At 67.2% G+C, this 16,377-nt stretch carries 16 protein-coding genes and 1 pseudogene; 5 read left to right on the top strand and 12 right to left on the bottom strand.

All coding sequences use genetic code 11. The annotated features are described in order from the left end of the window. Both Y704_RS0113680 and Y704_RS0113675 read right to left on the bottom strand, forming a co-directional pair. Positions 1-308, bottom strand: a pseudogene (locus tag Y704_RS0113680) (alcohol dehydrogenase catalytic domain-containing protein); the annotation flags it as partial. A 23-nt stretch (positions 309-331) separates the two neighbouring features. After that, positions 332-781: a pyridoxamine 5'-phosphate oxidase family protein gene (locus tag Y704_RS0113675; protein WP_026550533.1), complete on the bottom strand. Its 450-nt coding sequence runs from the start codon at positions 779-781 to the stop codon at positions 332-334. Between the two features lie 157 nt (positions 782-938). Between Y704_RS0113675 and Y704_RS0113670 the strand changes: the two genes are divergently transcribed. Further along, on the top strand, positions 939-2,606 hold the full coding sequence (locus Y704_RS0113670; protein WP_051477074.1) for a GAF domain-containing sensor histidine kinase: 1,668 nt from the start codon (positions 939-941) through the stop codon (positions 2,604-2,606). Here the strand turns inward: Y704_RS0113670 and Y704_RS0113665 are convergent. Continuing rightward, positions 2,603-3,280: a response regulator gene (locus Y704_RS0113665; protein WP_026550531.1), complete on the bottom strand. Its 678-nt coding sequence runs from the start codon at positions 3,278-3,280 to the stop codon at positions 2,603-2,605. The two genes, Y704_RS0113670 and Y704_RS0113665, sit on opposite strands and share 4 nt — an antisense overlap. Positions 3,281-3,638: 358 nt before the next feature. Here Y704_RS0113665 and Y704_RS0113660 point away from each other — a divergent pair, with 358 nt between their 5' ends. The 3 genes from Y704_RS0113660 to Y704_RS0113650 all read left to right on the top strand — a co-directional run bounded on the left by Y704_RS0113660 (position 3,639) and on the right by Y704_RS0113650 (position 5,703). After that, on the top strand, positions 3,639-4,106 hold the full coding sequence (locus tag Y704_RS0113660) for a universal stress protein (RefSeq protein WP_026550530.1): 468 nt from the start codon (positions 3,639-3,641) through the stop codon (positions 4,104-4,106). Between the two features lie 136 nt (positions 4,107-4,242). Then, positions 4,243-4,659: a nucleoside-diphosphate kinase gene (gene ndk / locus Y704_RS0113655; protein WP_026550529.1), complete on the top strand. Its 417-nt coding sequence runs from the start codon at positions 4,243-4,245 to the stop codon at positions 4,657-4,659. A 66-nt stretch (positions 4,660-4,725) separates the two neighbouring features. Further along, positions 4,726-5,703, top strand: coding sequence for an aldo/keto reductase (locus tag Y704_RS0113650; protein WP_026550528.1), 978 nt, complete (start codon positions 4,726-4,728; stop codon positions 5,701-5,703). A 32-nt stretch (positions 5,704-5,735) separates the two neighbouring features. On the opposite strand, the gene Y704_RS0113645 is transcribed toward Y704_RS0113650, so the two are convergent. Then, a complete protein-coding gene (locus Y704_RS0113645; RefSeq protein WP_026550527.1) occupies positions 5,736-6,107 on the bottom strand; it encodes a VOC family protein in 372 nt (123 codons plus the stop codon). 268 nt (positions 6,108-6,375) lie between these two features. Here Y704_RS0113645 and Y704_RS0113640 point away from each other — a divergent pair, with 268 nt between their 5' ends. After that, a complete protein-coding gene (locus Y704_RS0113640; protein WP_026550526.1) occupies positions 6,376-7,071 on the top strand; it encodes a DUF3060 domain-containing protein in 696 nt (231 codons plus the stop codon). 54 nt (positions 7,072-7,125) lie between these two features. On the opposite strand, the gene Y704_RS21365 is transcribed toward Y704_RS0113640, so the two are convergent. The 8 genes from Y704_RS21365 to Y704_RS21355 form a co-directional block, all read right to left on the bottom strand. Then, on the bottom strand, positions 7,126-8,271 hold the full coding sequence (locus tag Y704_RS21365; RefSeq protein ID WP_155850373.1) for an MFS transporter: 1,146 nt from the start codon (positions 8,269-8,271) through the stop codon (positions 7,126-7,128). Between the two features lie 98 nt (positions 8,272-8,369). Beyond that, positions 8,370-10,493 carry a 3-hydroxyacyl-CoA dehydrogenase NAD-binding domain-containing protein gene (locus Y704_RS0113630; RefSeq protein WP_026550525.1) on the bottom strand — a complete coding sequence of 708 codons (2,124 nt, stop codon included), beginning with the start codon at positions 10,491-10,493 and terminating at the stop codon, positions 8,370-8,372. Further along, entirely contained in the window at positions 10,490-11,740 is a 1,251-nt protein-coding gene (locus Y704_RS0113625; RefSeq protein WP_026550524.1) for a thiolase family protein, read from the bottom strand. The genes Y704_RS0113630 and Y704_RS0113625 overlap by 4 nt, the downstream gene beginning before the upstream one ends. 65 nt (positions 11,741-11,805) lie before the next feature. Beyond that, positions 11,806-13,155 (bottom strand): HRDC domain-containing protein, encoded by a 1,350-nt coding sequence (locus Y704_RS0113620; RefSeq protein ID WP_026550523.1) that lies wholly within the window; start codon positions 13,153-13,155, stop codon positions 11,806-11,808. Positions 13,156-13,267: 112 nt separating this feature from the next. Continuing rightward, positions 13,268-13,903, bottom strand: coding sequence for a DUF3000 domain-containing protein (locus Y704_RS0113615; protein ID WP_035772827.1), 636 nt, complete (start codon positions 13,901-13,903; stop codon positions 13,268-13,270). 90 nt (positions 13,904-13,993) lie between these two features. Continuing rightward, on the bottom strand, positions 13,994-15,064 hold the full coding sequence (locus Y704_RS0113610; RefSeq protein WP_026550521.1) for a threonine aldolase family protein: 1,071 nt from the start codon (positions 15,062-15,064) through the stop codon (positions 13,994-13,996). Between the two features lie 7 nt (positions 15,065-15,071). Then, positions 15,072-15,896 carry an SDR family NAD(P)-dependent oxidoreductase gene (locus Y704_RS21360; RefSeq protein WP_081747659.1) on the bottom strand — a complete coding sequence of 275 codons (825 nt, stop codon included), beginning with the start codon at positions 15,894-15,896 and terminating at the stop codon, positions 15,072-15,074. After that, positions 15,893-16,377: DUF6421 family protein (locus tag Y704_RS21355; RefSeq protein ID WP_253904348.1), on the bottom strand; the 485-nt coding region annotated here is incomplete at its 5' end. The genes Y704_RS21360 and Y704_RS21355, both read right to left, overlap by 4 nt.

Raw genomic sequence — 16,377 nt, 5'->3', positions numbered from 1 at the left:
TCTGCATAGGGAACGCGGACCAGTTCGGCCTGCGTCCCGTCGATGAGGTGCCCGAGGATCCAGCCGATTCCGGAGGTGCCCTCCTCGCCCAGGCAGTGGGAGAACACTCCCTGCTTGCAGTAGTCGCAGTGCCCGCACGCGGAGATGCACGAGATGATCACCCGGTCGCCGATCATCAGGCTCGTGACCGCGGATCCGATCTCGGTGATCGTTCCCACGCCCTCATGTCCCAGGATGCGCCCGTGGTCCACCGTGGGAACGTCACCCTTGAGGATGTGCAGGTCCGTGCCGCAGATCGTCGTGGTGTCATGGTGCTAGTCGTCCAAGGGTGCTATTCGTCGTGAGCCGACGTCGCTGCGGGGGTTTGGGACGAGGGTTCAATGTCGAACGATCGTCCCGTGATGCTGGTCGGGACAATCCGCACGAAGCGGTCCTTCCGTCCCGGCTGCCACGCATTGAGGGGAAGCTGGATGGTGGACAGAAGTTCGGTGGTGCGTTGAATCGTTGCGGCTTCGCCTTTGATGACCACACTCCACGCACGGATGCCGTCGCCGTCGACTCCATCGGCTTCAAAAGCCACCGACGCGTTTTCGGCGTTCCTCTGTTTGGACCCTTCTGCGGTGCGGAACACGATCGTGCCATGATCGATCGCGAAGTTGATGGGGAAGATGTCGGGAGTGCCGTCATCGCACAGCGCCAACCTCCCGTACGGCGCATGCCGCAGGAGCTCCCAGCACGTGTGGGGCTGCAGGACGGATGGGGGTGTAGTCTCGGCTTCCATGAGGTGACGCTACGACCTGGGGAAGAGCCAGGATAGTGCCATGCGGCCCTAGTGGGACCGGATCCCTCACAGCGGCCGGCGGGGCAGACCTGGTTCGGTTCGTATCGCCTGCCTCATGATCAGTGTGACCCTGCACGTTTCATCGTTGGAGTGGCGAGTGAGTGCACATCCCGAGCAACAACCGCCTCAGGCGTCGGCCCAGCCGCTGAGCTCCTTCGTCCATTCCGGTATTGACGATCTTCTGTCGGGATTCGCTGCGATCGCAGAGAACCGCGGACTGGAGAAGGTCCTTGAACGGGTGGTGTCGGCTGCGTGCCAACTGCTGGGCGCGAATTTCGCGGCGCTGGGAGTCATCGGACCGGACAAGCACCTCAATCACTTCATCACCGTCGGGTTGCAGGATGATGAGATCCGCAGGATCGGCACCCTCCCCGTGGGCCACGGTGTGCTGGGCCTGCTGATCAGCGAACCAGTCCCGCTCCGGCTGGCTGATCTCAGCAAACATCCCTCGGCATCGGGCTTTCCTGCCCACCACCCTCCCATGACGTCGTTTCTCGGTGTGCCGATTCGGGTGCGCGACACCATCTTCGGCAACCTGTACCTGACCGAAAAGAGCGACGGTACCGATTTTTCCGAGGCGGACGAGGAGCTGGCCGTGGCGCTTGCTGCCGCTGCCGGCGTCGCCATCGAGAACATGAGGCTTTTCGAGGACGAATCCCGCCGCTCCAGATGGCTTGAAAGCGGCCAGGGGGCCGTCCGTGCCCTTCTGGATGATTCGCAAGGGAGCCTGAGCGATGTGGAACTCGTCGCAGCGCACGCTCGATCGGCATCCCGCGCCGCACTGGTCCTGATCCTTACCCGGCTCACCTCCGATGAGCCGCTGTACTGCGAGGTTGCACTCGGTCTGCACGGGAACGAGCTTCAGGGCCGGCAATCCGGCAGCGGCCCCGCCCTGCAGGATCTGACATCCAGGTCCAGGGGCACCACGGTCCTGCGCGGAGAGCAGTTGCTGCACGCGGTGCCGCTTCCCGAGGCCGATGCTTTCGACGCGGCGCTCTGCACCAGACTCGCCAGCAGAGGCAGCCAGGCCCGGTTCCTCGTGGTGGCCCGCACTCCGGACGGGCCGCCCTTCTCAAGGGTCGATGAAGACATGGCGACGGCCTTTGCCTCCCACGTGTCGCTGGCGTTGGAGCTGATCCAGATCCAGCTGCAGCGTGAACAGGATGCCGTTTTCGGCGACCGGGACCGCATAGCACGGGACCTGCATGACCTGGTGATCCAGCGCCTGTTCGCTGCCGGACTGAGTATCCAAAGCCTGCGGAGGTATCTGAGCGACGACGAGCCGCTGGCTCGCATCACGGCGGTGACGACCGAGCTCGACGCGACGATCCGGGAACTGCGGGACACGATCTATTCGCTGCAGTCCGTGGCCCACAGCAGGCCCAGTGTCAGCTCCCGCATCCTCGGTGTGGTCCAACAGGCATTCGAAGGCTGCGACATGGAGCCCGTCATCCAGTTCTCGGGGCCCGTCGATACAGCCATCGGCGATCTGACGGCCGATCATGTGCGGGCCATCGTCCACGAAGGACTTTCCAATGCGATTCGGCACTCCCGGGCGCGCACCGTCACGATATCCCTCCGTGTTGCGGGCAACGAGGTCGAGCTACGGATCAAGGACGATGGCCGTGGCTTCCAGGAGACAGGACGGCGGAGCGGGCTGAGGAACATGCAGCACCGGGCGGAGCTGTGCGGGGGGCACTTCCACCTCGACACGGTCATTGGTCGTGGAACCGGGATCGTCGTGACGCTGCCGCTGGTTTCCTAACCGGCGGGTGCCTCGAACGGCCTGGCGATGTAGACGGCTGCCTGGGTTCGCCGCTGGAAACCCAGTTTGGTCAGCAGGGACGACACATAGTTCTTGATCGTCTTCTCGGCCAGGAACAGCTCCCCCCCGATTTCCCGGTTCGTCAGTCCTGCTCCGATGAGGCGTAGGACCTTCTTCTCCTGGCTGGTGAGACCTGCCAGGCGGGGATCCTCCAACGGAGCCTCAGCCATGCCGGCGATGATCTCCGACCTCACCCGCTCATCGAAGAGCGACTCCCCGCGAGCGGCCCGGCGCACCCTGTCGACGAGGTCCGACCCGAGGATCTCCTTGAGGATGTAACCGGAGGCCCCGGCAAGCACGGCTCCACGCACGGCCTGCTCGTCGTCGTAGCTGGTCAGGATGACGCACTGCAGTGACGCATCGATCGACCGGACATCACGACACACCTCGATACCCGTCCCGTCAGGGAGGCGGGCGTCGAGGATCGACACATCGGGCGCCAGGGCGGGGATGCGGCGTGCGGCTTCCTCGGCAGACCCGGACTCCCCGATGACGCAGAATCCCTCGCCTTCGAGCAATTCCCGCAGGCCTCGCCTCACCAGCTCGTGGTCGTCCAATAGGTACACGGACAGGATCGCCTCCGCTCCGTCCGGGGAGTCCTGCGCGGGACTCATCGAAAATTCCCGTGATTCCGCGCGCCGACGTTGCCGGCGCGGACCTGTCCGTCGGGACGGAGGCGTTGCATTCTCGTGATTCGTCGTGACGTCATCTTCCGCTTCCACTGTCGCTTCCACTGGTGCTGGTACCCCAATCATGACTGGCGAGCGGCGACATGGGCAGGGACTAAAGACCGGAGTCGCACCATCGGTCCCCTTCCGGCGCCGCCGCGGATACCCGATCCGCGGACTGACAGGAGTCGAGGTTCCGCGTCCGGAGGACGGAGAAGTGACTTAAGGCCCTGTCGGTACGGGTTCCGTGGAGGGACGGTGGAGTAGCCAGCACTTCCACCGTCCGGCCATCGAGAGGCACGTCATGGAACAGAAGCAGCTACCCCGAATTGTCGTGGGGGTGGACGGCTCCGCCCAATCGGTCGAGGCGCTGCGCTATGCCCAGCGCATTGCTCCCCTTTTCGATGCCACTATTCACGCTGTCAGCGCCTGGGAGTATCCGGCCGAATATGCAGGGTATGTGCCGCTGGGCAGTGACAATTTTTCGCACACCACCAGGGACCGGCTCGACACGACGCTTGCGGCTGCTTTCGGTGATCACCTCCCGGAGGGACTGGAAAGTTCGGTCGAGTTCGCCCACCCGGCGAAAGCCCTCGCGAAGGCCTCGGAAGGGGCAGCGATGCTGATCGTCGGACGACGGGGCCACGGGACGTTCCACGGACTCCTCCTTGGCTCCGTCAGCGCAGCCTGTGTTTCCCACGCACGGTGCCCCGTTCTGGTTGTCCACCCGAGCGAAGAGCCGGCAGAAGAGCTCCGGGAAGAGCAGCGGTAGCGCAGCCTACCGGGGTCCCCCTGAGAGAATCGCGGTAGGTCACCCGGCACAGCGCCCAGGGAAGCCCGGAAAGAGACCCTAGTAGAGTCGGATGCGGCGTCATTACTTTCCGCCCCAAACCGAACGAGGAGAATCCATGAGCGTTGAACGCACACTCGTCCTGATCAAGCCCGACGGCGTTTCCCGGAACCTCACCGGGGCAATCCTGAGCCGCATCGAGGCCAAGGGCTACACCGTGGCGGACCTCAAGCTGGTCACTGCCACCAGAAGCCTGCTCGAGGAGCATTACGCCGAGCACGTCGGGAAGCCGTTCTACGAACCGCTGGTCGAGTTCATGGTGAGCGGCCCAGTGGTCGCGGCGGTCTTCGAAGGCCACCGCGTCATCGAGGGCTTCCGTTCGCTTGCCGGGACAACCGACCCGACACTGGCAGTGCCCGGGACGATCCGCGGAGATTTCGGCCGCGACTGGGGGCAGAAGGTCCAGCAGAACCTCGTTCACGGCTCTGATTCGGTCGAATCAGCACAGCGCGAAATCGGCATCTGGTTCTCCTGACCCGCGCCGGCAGGTGCCCGGGGCGCCGTCCGGTACCCCGGGCAACCTTCTTGGTAGCGTGGGGGCATGACCGACTATCGAAGATTAGGCACGTCCGGGCTCAGCGTCTCCACAGTGGGGCTCGGGTGTAACAACCTGGGCCGTCCTGGAACTCCCACGGAGACGCAGGACGGCACCAACGCCGTCATCAGCGCAGCAATCGACGCGGGAGTCAACTTCTTCGACGTCGCAGACATCTACGGCAGGGCTCCCGGAACCAGCGAGGAGATGCTGGGCACGGCGTTGAAGGGCCGGCGCGACGACGTCGTCGTGGCCACGAAGTTCGGCGCCGCCATGGGCGGGGTCAACGGTCCCGACTGGGGAGCCCGCGGCTCCCGCCGGTACATCATCCGCGCCGTCGAATCCTCCCTCCGCCGGCTCGGCACCGACTGGATCGACCTGTACCAGCTCCACGTTCCTGACCCGCTCACGCCCATCGAGGAAACCCTGTCCGCACTGGACGATCTGGTGCGCGACGGCAAGGTCCGCTACCTCGGACACTCCAATTTCGCGGGGTGGCAGCTCGCCGAGGCTGAATTCACCGCCGGCGACGGTGGCTACACTGCCTTCATCTCGGCGCAGAACCACTACAATCTGCTCGACCGCCGCGCGGAGAACGAGGTGATTCCAGCTGCCGAAGCCTACGGACTCGGTGTGCTGCCATACTTCCCCCTGGCCAATGGGCTGCTGACCGGTAAGTACCGGCAGGGCGCAGTGCCGGAGGGAAGCAGGCTGACCCACTCCCGGACGAGCATCCTGGACAGGGCGGACTGGGACCAGCTGTCCGAGTTCCGGGCCTTCGCCGACTCCCGGAGCCTCACCGAGGTCCAGGTCGCGTTCTCGTGGCTGGCCAGCCAACGGTCAGTGGCAAGCGTGATCGCTGGCGCCACCACCCCGCAACAGGTGGCGCAGAATGCAGCAGCCGTGTCCTGGACTCCGACGCCTACGGACCTCGAGGAACTGGACGGCATCTTTCCGCGCCAGCCCCGGACCCTCCTGGTTTAGCGGCGTCGCCTGTTCGGGCGCCCATCGGGGCCTCAGCGCTCCTGCAGCATCGAGAGGACGTTGCCGGAGGGGTCCCTGAACCAGACAATGTATGGACCTTCGTCACGAAACACGCCCGACTCGTCCTGGTTCAGGCCCGCATACACCTCGGGCGTCACATTCCGGGACCGAAGAAAGGCCACGGCTTCGTCGATGTCCTGAACCTCGAAGTTGAGGACGGTGTAGCTTGCGGCAGTGGCCTCCGGCTGTTCGTAGATCAGGGTATCCCGCCCGCCGGGATGGTGCAGCCACATCAGGCCGTACTCCTCCGAGGTCCGCAGCCCCAGGGTGTCGGAGTAGAACTGCCGCGCCTGTGTCATGTCGATGACGGCAATACCGCTGTATGCCGTGGCGTCGCGAAGCATCCTGTTGTCCTTGCCGTCGATGGGTCAGAAGGGCGTGTCGATCCGTTGTGTCAGGAAATGCGACCATCTACGTCAAGAATGAACGCACCGTCCCCCGCGAGTCCAGTACCAGATGTTCGCCCGGAGCGATTCGTCGGCGCGTGGTGTTTCCTTCCCGGAAACGCACCCAAAGAAGGGGATAGCAAGTAGACTTACCATCCTGCAGGCACGCCGATTGGTCCCGCGAAGGCGCGGTACAGGTCGGCTGGAGACAAGCCAGGGAGCGAACATGAGATTCAAGTACCGTCCTATCACCCTCGTCCTCGGATCGGCGGCCGCCGTCGCCCTGTTGACGGGATGCACAGAGGCGGATACGCCGCCCGGGTCCACCGTGACCGTCGAGAGCGAGTCCGCGACGACTGCGCCCACCGCCGGTGGATCTTCCGAAACAGCCGCCGGCGCCTCGCCGTCAGGAACCGGCGATACGTCCGCCAGCGCCTCGGCGTCGGGAACCGGCGATACGTCCGCCAGCGCCTCGGCGTCGGGAACCGGTAGCACGTCCGCCAGCGCTTCGGCGTCGGGAACCGCGGGCGCCACCACGGCCATCGCCCTCACCGGAGGCGGCGAATACAAGATCACGAGCCCGGACTCGGCTGTGACCGTCGAATGCAGCGGTGGCGGGGACATCGACGTCGAGGCAGACAACGCCGAACTCGAATTCACCGGCGACTGCGAGGACATCGAGGTGGACGGCGACAACACCACGATCACCGGAGACAACGCGGAAACGGTCGATATCGAAGGAAACAACAATGCCGTCACCGCCGATACGGTCGGCCAGATCGATGTGGACGGGGACAACAACACCCTCGAGGTCGAGGACACCCGGGACATCGACGTCGAGGGGGACAACAACACTGTCACCTACGCCTCGGGTGAGCCCGTCATCGAAACCGAGGGCAACAACTCGGTGTCCTCCCGCTGACCCGCGGCAATTCCGGGGTGCGGGTGCCACCGGCTGCCGCGGCGCCGCGTGGAATCATCGAGTACGCAGGGGGCGGCGGCCAGGAAACATGACCGCGGCCAGCGTCAGGACCGCTGCACCCGCCGTTCCCACAAGGGCCAGCGGGTAGCCGATCGAGGGAGCCGCAAGGGCAAGGAGATACGGAATGGCCAGACCGGCGTAGGCAAGGCTGTAGTAGAGCGCCACCACGGCGCCGAGTTCGTCAGCCGAGGCGAGCTCCTCGACCTCAGCAAGTCCGACAATCAGGCACAACCCGTAGCCGGCACCCAGCAGCAGCGCCGCGCCGGCAGCACCCACCAGGGACGGCCGTGCGGTGGCGGCGGCGGCAGCGAGGCACCCCGCGGCGACAACGGCCAGGCCGACTGCCGCTGCACTGCCGGGCCTGGTCAGCAGGGCGGACATCCGGCGGCCTGCCGGTTGGACTGCCGCGCCTGCGGCGAGCGCCACGGCCGCCAGTAATCCGGAGAAGACCACGACCTGGGGGTTGTCCTTCGGGACGGCATGTTCCGCCAGCGTGGTGAACACGAGCGTGACGCTGCCGAAGACCCAGGGTGCCATCGGTACGATGATCCTGCGGAAGGGGGGTGCGGCTGATGCTGTCGGGAGGAGGCGAGGCCGGCCCACCGGCACGGAGTCGCGGAACCGGGTCTCGGGCGCGCGGAAGAGCAGCGCGAAAGCCGCCCCGGCGATTCCCAGATGCAGGAGGTACGGGAGTATCTGGGGAGCGGGCGCCCACTGGGCGAGGATCCCGGCGATCAGCGGGCCGATCCCGAGCCCGGCCGTCAGCGCCAACGCCGCGCGGCGCGCTCCGGTTCCCGGGGCCGAGCCGACCGAGAGTTCCTTGATCCAGGCCGTGCCGATGCTGAAGACGGCTCCGGACACGATGCCGGTCAGGAAACGGCCCGCATACAGCCCGGCAACTCCCCACTGGCCGCTGATCAGGACGACGGTCGCGGCCAGCGACAGGGCAGCGAAGACGAGCAGCAGACGGCGGCGGCCCTGCCGGTCGCTCAGCCTGCCGCCCACGAGCAGCCCCGGGATCAGGCCGGCGGCGTAGACGATGAACACCGCGATCGCCTCGGCATCGGAGAGACCCAGCGCGCGGCGGTAGACCGCCAGGAGCGGAACGAACTGGTTTGCACCGTAGCCGACGGTGAACATGGCCAGCGCAGGCCATCTCCAGGCGGTCGGTCCGATTCCGCCGGCCGGCCCCGTGCCCGTCACCGGCAGGGCCGCACTCTGTCCGCCATGGGGGCCTCCTAGTGGAAGTTCTTTCCGTTGACCCGCTCCGACGCGCCCGTGCGGTCCAGGTACGGGGTGATGCCGCCGAGGTGCATCGGCCAGCCGCCCCCCAGAATCATGCACAGGTCGATATCCTCGGGGGCTGCGACAACCCCCTCGTCGAGCATGCGCCCGATCTCGTCGGCCAGAGCGTCCTGCGTCCGTCGCAGCACCTCGGCGCCCGACGACGGCGAACCGCCGCGCTCGAGAAGCGCCAGTGTCGATGCGGGAACGACGTCGGTGCCGTCGTCCTGCTTCTCCCACAGGCCCTTGATGCCCGCGTCGATCAGCTTCTGCTGGTTCGACGACACGTGGAAGCGGTCCCCGAACGCCGCGCGCAGTGACTCCTGGACATGCTGCCCGACGGGAAGGCCCACGAGTGCGAGGAGCCGGAAGGGAGTCATGGGAAGTCCCATGGGGCGCAGTGCGCTGTCGGCGGTCCTGGCGTCGGTGCCCTCGTTGAAGACCCTGGTGATTTCTCCGAACATGCGGCCGAGGATCCGGTTCACCACGAACGCCGGCGCGTCCTGGACCAGGACCGCGTTCTTCCTGAGCTCCTTCGCGAGGGCGAAGGCCGTCGCGAGGACGGCGTCGTCGGTCCTGGGCGCACGGACCACCTCGAGCAGCGGCATCGCGGCCACCGGGTTGAAGAAGTGGAAGCCCACCACCCGCTCGGGGTGCTGCAGGTCCGCGGCCATCTCGGCCACCGACAGCGACGACGTGTTGGTGGCCAGGATGCACTCCGGTGTCACCACCGCCTCGACTTCGGCGAAGACCTGCTTCTTGACCGACATCTCCTCGAAGACGGCCTCGATCACGAAGTCGGCATCAGCGAAGACGTCTTTCGACACGGACCCGGTGACCAGCGCCCTGGTGCGGTTGGCGGCGTCCTGTGAGAGGCGCTTCCTGCCCATCAGCTTGTCGACCTCCGCATGGACGAACGCCACGCCCTTGTCCACGCGTTCCTGGTCGATATCGGTCAGGACGACGGGGACCTTGAGGTTGCGCGCAAAGAGCAGCGCGAGCTGGCTCGCCATCAGACCTGCGCCCACAATGCCGACCTTCGTCACGGGGCGGGCAAGTTTCCGGTCCGGCGCACCTGCCGGGCGCTTGGCACGCTTCTGCACGAGGTCGAGGAAGGCGTAGACCGTCGAGTGGAACTCCGGCGTCTGCATCAGTTCACTGAGCGCTGCACATTCTGCGCGGGCCGACTCCTGCTGCGTGTAGTCCTTTCCCGCCTCGAGGAGGTCGAGGACCCTGGCCGGCGCCGGAGCCGCGTTGCCGGTCTTCGCTTCAACGAAAGCCCGGCCGGCGGCGACTGCGGAGTCCCAGGCGTCGTCGTCGTAGGAGCCCAGCCGGCGGCGGCGCTCTTCCTGCGTCCGCAGCGCATCGGCATCCCCGGACACGATCCGCGCGGCCCACAGCAGTGACTGCTCGAGGAAGTCGGCCGGCTCGAAGAGGACGTCGGCGATACCCAACTCGAAGGCCGCAGTGCCGTTCAGCATCCGGTTGTTGCTCAGCGGATTCTCGATCATGACCTTCAGCGCGGACGCCGGTCCGATCAGGCGGGGCAGTTTATAGACGCCGCCCCAGCCGGGCACCAGTCCGATGAAGGCTTCCGGCAGGCCGATGCTGCCCGCTCCCGCGGACACCGTGCGGTAGTCGGCGGCGAGGGCGATCTCCAGGCCGCCGCCGAGCGCGACACCGTTGATGAAAGCGAAGCCCGGCACACCGAGGCTTCCGAAAAGGTCGTAGGCCTCATGGCCGAGCTCCGCCATGAGCAGCCCGTACTGTTCCGACCGGAGCGACTTCACGGTCGAGAGGTCGGCCCCGGCCACCAGGAAGTAGGGTTTGCCGGTTACCGCGACGGCCTGGATTTCTCCCCGACCTGCGCGCTCCTTGAGGCCCTCGAGGGTGCGGCCGTACTCGATCAGCGTTTTCGGGCCCAGAGTGGTGGGCTTCGAGTGATCGAGGCCGTTGTCGAGGGTGATCAGCGCCAGGACGCCTGCCCCGAAGGGGAGGTCGATGTCCTGGACGTAGGAGTGGGTGATGATTTCGGTGGGAACCAGTGCTGCGAGTTCCTCATAGCGGTCGAAGCTCATGCGGCATCCTGTCCGTAGTCGGCGTGGTGGGGGTTTTCCCAGATGACGGTTGCGCCCATTCCGAGGCCGATGCACATGGTGGTCATGCCGTAGCGCACGCCGGCATCCTTCTCGAACTGGCGTGCCAGCTGGTTCATGAGGCGGACGCCGGAGGAGGCGAGGGGATGCCCGACGGCGATCGCGCCGCCGTACTGATTGACCCGGGGGTCCTCGTCGTCGATCCCGAAATGGTCGAGGAAGGTGAGGACCTGGACGGCGAAGGCCTCATTGATCTCGAACAGCCCGATGTCGCGGATGTCGAGCCCGGCCTGGCGCAGTGCCTTTTCGGTGGCCGGAACCGGACCGATTCCCATGACTTCCGGTTCGACACCGGCGAAGGCGTACGCGACGAGGCGCATCCGGACGGGAAGCCCGAGCTCGAGGGCGGCGTCGGCCGAGGCGAGCAGCGCCGCCGTCGCTCCGTCGTTCAGTCCTGCGGCGTTGCCGGCGGTCACCCTGCCGTGCGGGCGGAACGGCGTGCGGAGCTGCGCGAGGTCCTCGACGGTGGTGCCGGGGCGGGGCGGCTCGTCAGTGGTGTTCAGGGTCCAGCCGGCACCGGCCTTCCTGCCCGCGACGGGCACGAGGTCGGGCTGGATGTGCCCGGCCTCGAGCGCGGCCGCGAACTTCGCCTGGCTGTTCGCCGCATAGGCGTCGGTGCGGTCCTTGGTGACCGCCGGGAAGCGGTCGTGGAGGTTCTCCGCCGTGTTCCCCATGTTCAGGGCCGCCGGGTCCACCAGGCGCTCCGACATGAACCGGGGGTTCGGATCGGTTCCTGTCCCCATGGGGTGGTTGCCCATATGTTCGACGCCGCCGGCAATGACGACGTCGTACGCACCGAAGGCGATCCCGGAGGCCGTGGTGGTCACGGCCGTCAGTGCCCCGGCGCACATCCGGTCGATCGCGAACCCGGGCACGCTCCGTGGCAGGCCCGCGAGCAGGGCGGCGGTCCGACCGATCGTGAGGCCCTGGTCGCCGGTCTGGGTGGTGGCGGCGATGGCGACGTCGTCGATGCGCTCGGGCGGGAGCGAGGGGTTGCGGCGCATCAGGTCGCGGATGCACTTGACCACGAGGTCATCGGCTCGCATCCCTGCGTAGATCCCCTTGTCGCCCGCCTTGCCGAAGGGAGTGCGTACCCCGTCGACGAAAACGACGTCCCGGAGGCGGCGCGATGCTCCGCGGGCAGGGGTGGTTGCGATGGATTGGCTCACCGGTTGCTCCTCTTTGAGATGTTGATCCGGGTCTATGTTACTGACGAGTAACTTAGCGTGGCAAGTCAGCCTGCAGAGGCGTCGAGCCGGGCCGTGTCCTCCCTGCCGGATCCCGCGCCGGCGCTCCTGGAGGGCAGGGGGTCCGGATCGAGGAAAGCCACCGTGATGACCGCGGCCACCTGATCGATCTGCCACTGGCGCGCTCCCAGCGCTGCGAGCGCAGCGCTGACAGTGTCGAGGGTGAGGTCGGCGGGCGGGCGCCAGGCGATCCGGCGGAGGAAGTCGGGAGTCAGCAGGTTCTCCAGCGGCAGATTGAGTTTTTCAGCCTGCGCGGCGATCCGTGGCCGTGCCGTTCCGAGCCGTGCAGCGGCCTCCGGGTCCTTTTCCGCCCAGATGCGCGGTGGTGGCGGCGCGTTGCTCGGAACATGAAGGGGCGGCAGGTCGGTGGCCTTCAGGGCATCATTGATGCTTCGAATCCACCGCGGCGCCTCCTTCTGGGCGGCGCGGCCGTTGAAACCCTTGGTGGAGAGCAGCTGGGGGACGGTCGACGGCATGGCCTTCGCGGCCGCGATGATGGCGGAGTCCGGGATCAGGCGCCCGGGCGCCACGTCGCGGCGCTGGGCGAGGTCCTCGCGCTCGAGCCACAGCTGGCGCACCGCCTCGAGAGAACGGCGGTCGCGCAGCTGGTGGAGCCCGGAGGTGCGGCGCCACGGATCGGTCTTCGGTTCCGCGAGCGGGGACGAACGGATGTGTTCGAACTCCGCTTCGGCGAAGGCGAGCTTCCCGCTGTCGGCCAGAAGCCGCACGAGCTTGTCCCGCAGCTCGGTCAGGACCTCCACATCGAGCGCCGCGTAACGCAGCCACGGCTCCGGCAGCGGGCGTTTCGACCAGTCGGCTGCTGAGTGTTCCTTCGCCAGGGAGAAGCCGAGCTGGGATTCGATCACGGCGGCCAGCCCCACACGCGGCAGGCCGGCGAGCCGTGCAGCGAGTTCGGTGTCGAACAGCCGATCGGGCCACATACCCAGTTCGGAGAGGCACGGCAGGTCCTGGCTGGCAGCGTGCAGGATCCATTCGACCCCCTCGAGGGCGTCATCGATGATGCGCAGGTCGCTGAAAGGCTCGGGGTCGATGAGCCAGGTGCCTGCGCCTTCCCGGCGGATCTGCACGAGGAAAGCCCGCTGCCCATAGCGGAATCCCGACGCCCGTTCGGCGTCCACTCCCGCCGGGCCGGTCCCGGCTGCGATGGCAGCTGCCGCACGCTCGAGCCCCGGAAGCGTATCGATCACGAGGGGAACGCCGTCGCGCGGGTCGGTCAGCACCGACAGCGGCGGAGCAGTCTCTGCCGGGGACTCAACGGATGGAGGGGTTTCTGGGGCGGGGATGTTGCCCGATTGCTCGGAAGTCTGGGAACTCATGGTGATTTCAGTCTATCCCCGCCCGAATTGCTGCCCGTGCCGCACGGCACCGGGGTCCGGGCGGTACAGGACGGTGCGGGTGCGGGGATGAGCGGCACTAGCTTCGCCGGCACTAGCTTCTGCGGTGGGGGAGCGTGGTAACGCCCTCGGGCAGCGGAGGGATGCCGGCGAAGGCGCACACCATGTCGGACCAGGCCTCCAGGTGACTCCTGACGTCCTCCGTGGCGGGAGTCCAGGAGGCGCGGAGCTCGATGTCGATGGTGTCGGCGCGCTCCTCGAGGGTGCCGTAGCTCTCCGACAGGATCCGTGTTGCTGTGCCTCCCGCGCTGTGATGGGGGGCGCCGTGATTCTCGAGGGCCTCCACGAGCCACGTCCAGGCGACGGAACCGAGCAGGGCGTCATTGCCCATGTCCGCCTCGAGCTGCGCACGGATATACGTCACTACCCGGAATGTCCCGTTCCACACGTCAGGGCCCTGCGGATCGTGAAGGAGGATGAACCGCCCGGTGGCGAGCTCCTCGGGTTCGCGGGAGGAAGGACCAAGCCGGGCGGGACCGTGGCGGTACGGGGCGGGCGGCGGCACCAGATGCAGGGGGGAAAAGACCTCGGCGCCGAGGGCGACGGCGAAGGGGGCCAGGCGTGACGGCACGGGCAGCTCCTCAAGGCGCAGCTCGTTGCGACACTCAGCCCCGCGGAGTCCGGACAGGGCACTCAGGAATTCCTGGGGGACCTCTCGAAGGCCGCCGATTGCGCTCACTACCGCAGGTTATGCCCTGCCGGGCATGGAACCCGCCAGCGACGCGCCGGTAATCCCGTGCCGCGGCGGCGACGGGTGCTGCTACCTCCCCAGTTCGCGCCGTATGGCGGCGGCGAACGCGTCGACGTCGTCCTCCGTGGTGTCGAAGGAGCACATCCAGCGCACCTCGCGCGTCTGCTGGTCCCAGTCATAGAACCGGAAGTGCTTCCGGATACGGTCCGCAGCGCCGGGCGGCAGGATGGCGAAGACCGCATTGGCCCGGGTCTCCTGGGTCAGCTGGACGCCCTCGATGTTCCGCACCGCCTCGGTGAGCCGCGCGGCCATGGCATTGGCATGGGCCGCCGAGCGAAGCCACAGGTCACCTTCGAGCAGCGCGATGAGCTGCGCCGAGACGAACCGCATCTTCGAGGCGAGCTGCATGTTCATCTTCCGCAGGTAGTCGAGCCCTGTCGACGCCTGCTCGTTGAGCACCACCACGCACTCGCCGAAGATGAGCCCGTTTTTGGTGCCGCCGAAGGACAGGATATCGACGCCGGCATCGCGTGTGAAGGCCCGGAGCGGGACGCCGAGCGCGGCTGCGGCGTTCGCCAGGCGTGCGCCGTCCATGTGCAGGTGCATGCCCCGGGCGTGGCAGTGGTCGGCGATGGCCCGGATCTCCTCGACCGAGTACAGCGTGCCGAGTTCCGTGGTCTGCGTGATGGACACCGCAAGCGGCTGTGCGCGGTGCGGATCGCCCCAGCCCCAGGCCTCGAGGTCGATGAGTTCGGGAGTGAGCTTGCCGTCCGGGGTGGGGACGGGCAGCAGCTTGATGCCCCCTACCCGCTCGGGGGCGGCGTTCTCGTCGACGTTGATGTGGGCGGTCTGCGGGCAGACGACGGCGCCCCAGCGGGGCAGGATCGATTGCAGCGACAGGACATTCGCGCCGGTGCCGTTGAAGACGGGAAAGACGGAGATGCCCTCGCCGAAATGGCCCTCCATGACCTGCTGGAGGTGCAGGGTGTAGACGTCGTCGCCGTAGGCCCCCTGGTGTCCGCCGTTGGCCGCAGCGAGGGCGGCGAGGACTTCCGGGTGGACGCCCGAGTAGTTGTCGGATGCGAATCCGCGCACGTTGGCGTCGTGCAGCGGCGGGAGGGTCGAAAGAGTTTCAGTCACCGTCCCATTATCCCCCAGCCGGCCCGGTGTCCCGGCCCGCCAGTGCCAGGAGCTCCGCGGGGGTGAAGCGTCTGCCGTTCACCGATGCCGCCGGTTGCGCCACCAGGGCGGCGATGGCGTCGGCCAGTTGCTCCACCGGGGTGAATCCCGGGAACTTCCTCTCCGGCTGGGCTCGGCGCATGTCCTCGTCCACGAGTGCCTTGACCACCAGCACAGTCGACGCGGCAGACGTTCCGTCCTTCCCGAAACCGTCCGCCACGGCCCGCAGCCAGGCCTCGACCCCTGCCTTGACCGCTGCATAGGACGCACCGGACGCAGTGGGATGCTCGACGGCGGCGGCGGATACCGCAGTCAGCCGCCCGTCATTTGCGGCCAGCTGATCATAGAAAGCCCGGCTGGTGTTGAACAGAGTGGCGAAGACGGAGGAGTGCAGGAAGGCATAGTCCTCGTCCGACTGCGTGGGAATCCCCTGTCCGCCGCGCCACCCGCCCACCAGATGCACCAGAACCGAGACGCCGCCGTCGTAATCCCTCGCAAGCTGCGCGGCCAGGGACCGCACCGCCGCGGCGTCCGTCAGATCGCACACGCGCTGATCCACGCCGGGAATGCTGCCCAGGGCGGCCTCGAGCCGCCCCGCATCGGATCCGATGCTCACCACCCGGGCTCCACCGGCCGCCAGACGGCGGGAAACCGCGACGCCCGCCGCACTCGTGGCGCCCGCCACGACGACGGTTCTGCCGGAAAGTGCCTCGCCCGCCGTGGATGCAGAGGACCAACCGGCTCCGGTAGCGTCCGCTGCGCCTTTCCCTGGCACCTCCGCGGTGCCGGTCACCCGGCAGCTCCGGTGATCCCGGCGGTCGACTCGATGACCGGCTTCATCTTGCGCTCCAGCGCCTCGAAGAACATCGACAGGGGGAACTCGTCGTCGAGGACCGCGTCGGTCAGCCCCCGGGCCGGCCCTGTCAGTGCAAGCGCATCGGGTCCTTTCGCCCAGACCGATGCGGGATGCGGTGTGACGGTGCTCGACACCAGTTCGTAGGCGGCGAGCCAGTGCGCGATCTTGGGGCGGTCGATCGAGCGCCAGTACAGCTGTTCGATCTCCTCGCCGAGGGCCACGACGACGCCGGCGGCCTCGTCCCAGTCGATCGTCAGTGTGGTGTCGGTCCAGTGCAGGACCCGGTGCTGGTGCATCCACGCGAACAGGAGCTGCCCACCCAGGCCGTCGTAGTTGCGGACGCGGGACCCGGTGATGGAGAAGCGGAAGATGCGGTCGAAGATGACGGCGTACTGCACGAGCCGGGCGTGCCGGCGGG

The sequence above is a fragment of the Arthrobacter sp. Br18 genome (genome assembly GCF_000520555.1).
Lineage (GTDB): Bacteria > Actinomycetota > Actinomycetes > Actinomycetales > Micrococcaceae > Arthrobacter_D.
This window is presented reverse-complemented; position numbering and strand designations above follow the sequence as displayed.

Bases quoted from the DNA above. Each gene is read 5' to 3' on its own strand.
- Y704_RS0113640 (WP_026550526.1), top strand. From the start codon at position 6,376: ATGAGATTCAAGTACCGTCCTATCACCCTCGTCCTCGGATCGGCGGCC.
- Y704_RS0113630 (WP_026550525.1), bottom strand. From the start codon at position 10,493: ATGAGCTTCGACCGCTATGAGGAACTCGCAGCACTGGTTCCCACCGAA.
- Y704_RS0113660 (WP_026550530.1), top strand. From the start codon at position 3,639: ATGGAACAGAAGCAGCTACCCCGAATTGTCGTGGGGGTGGACGGCTCC.
- Y704_RS0113645 (WP_026550527.1), bottom strand. From the start codon at position 6,107: ATGCTTCGCGACGCCACGGCATACAGCGGTATTGCCGTCATCGACATG.
- Y704_RS0113650 (WP_026550528.1), top strand. From the start codon at position 4,726: ATGACCGACTATCGAAGATTAGGCACGTCCGGGCTCAGCGTCTCCACA.
- Y704_RS0113675 (WP_026550533.1), bottom strand. From the start codon at position 781: ATGGAAGCCGAGACTACACCCCCATCCGTCCTGCAGCCCCACACGTGC.
- Y704_RS0113665 (WP_026550531.1), bottom strand. From the start codon at position 3,280: ATGAGTCCCGCGCAGGACTCCCCGGACGGAGCGGAGGCGATCCTGTCC.
- Y704_RS21365 (WP_155850373.1), bottom strand. From the start codon at position 8,271: ATGTTCACCGTCGGCTACGGTGCAAACCAGTTCGTTCCGCTCCTGGCG.
- ndk (WP_026550529.1), top strand. From the start codon at position 4,243: ATGAGCGTTGAACGCACACTCGTCCTGATCAAGCCCGACGGCGTTTCC.
- Y704_RS0113620 (WP_026550523.1), bottom strand. From the start codon at position 13,155: ATGAGTTCCCAGACTTCCGAGCAATCGGGCAACATCCCCGCCCCAGAA.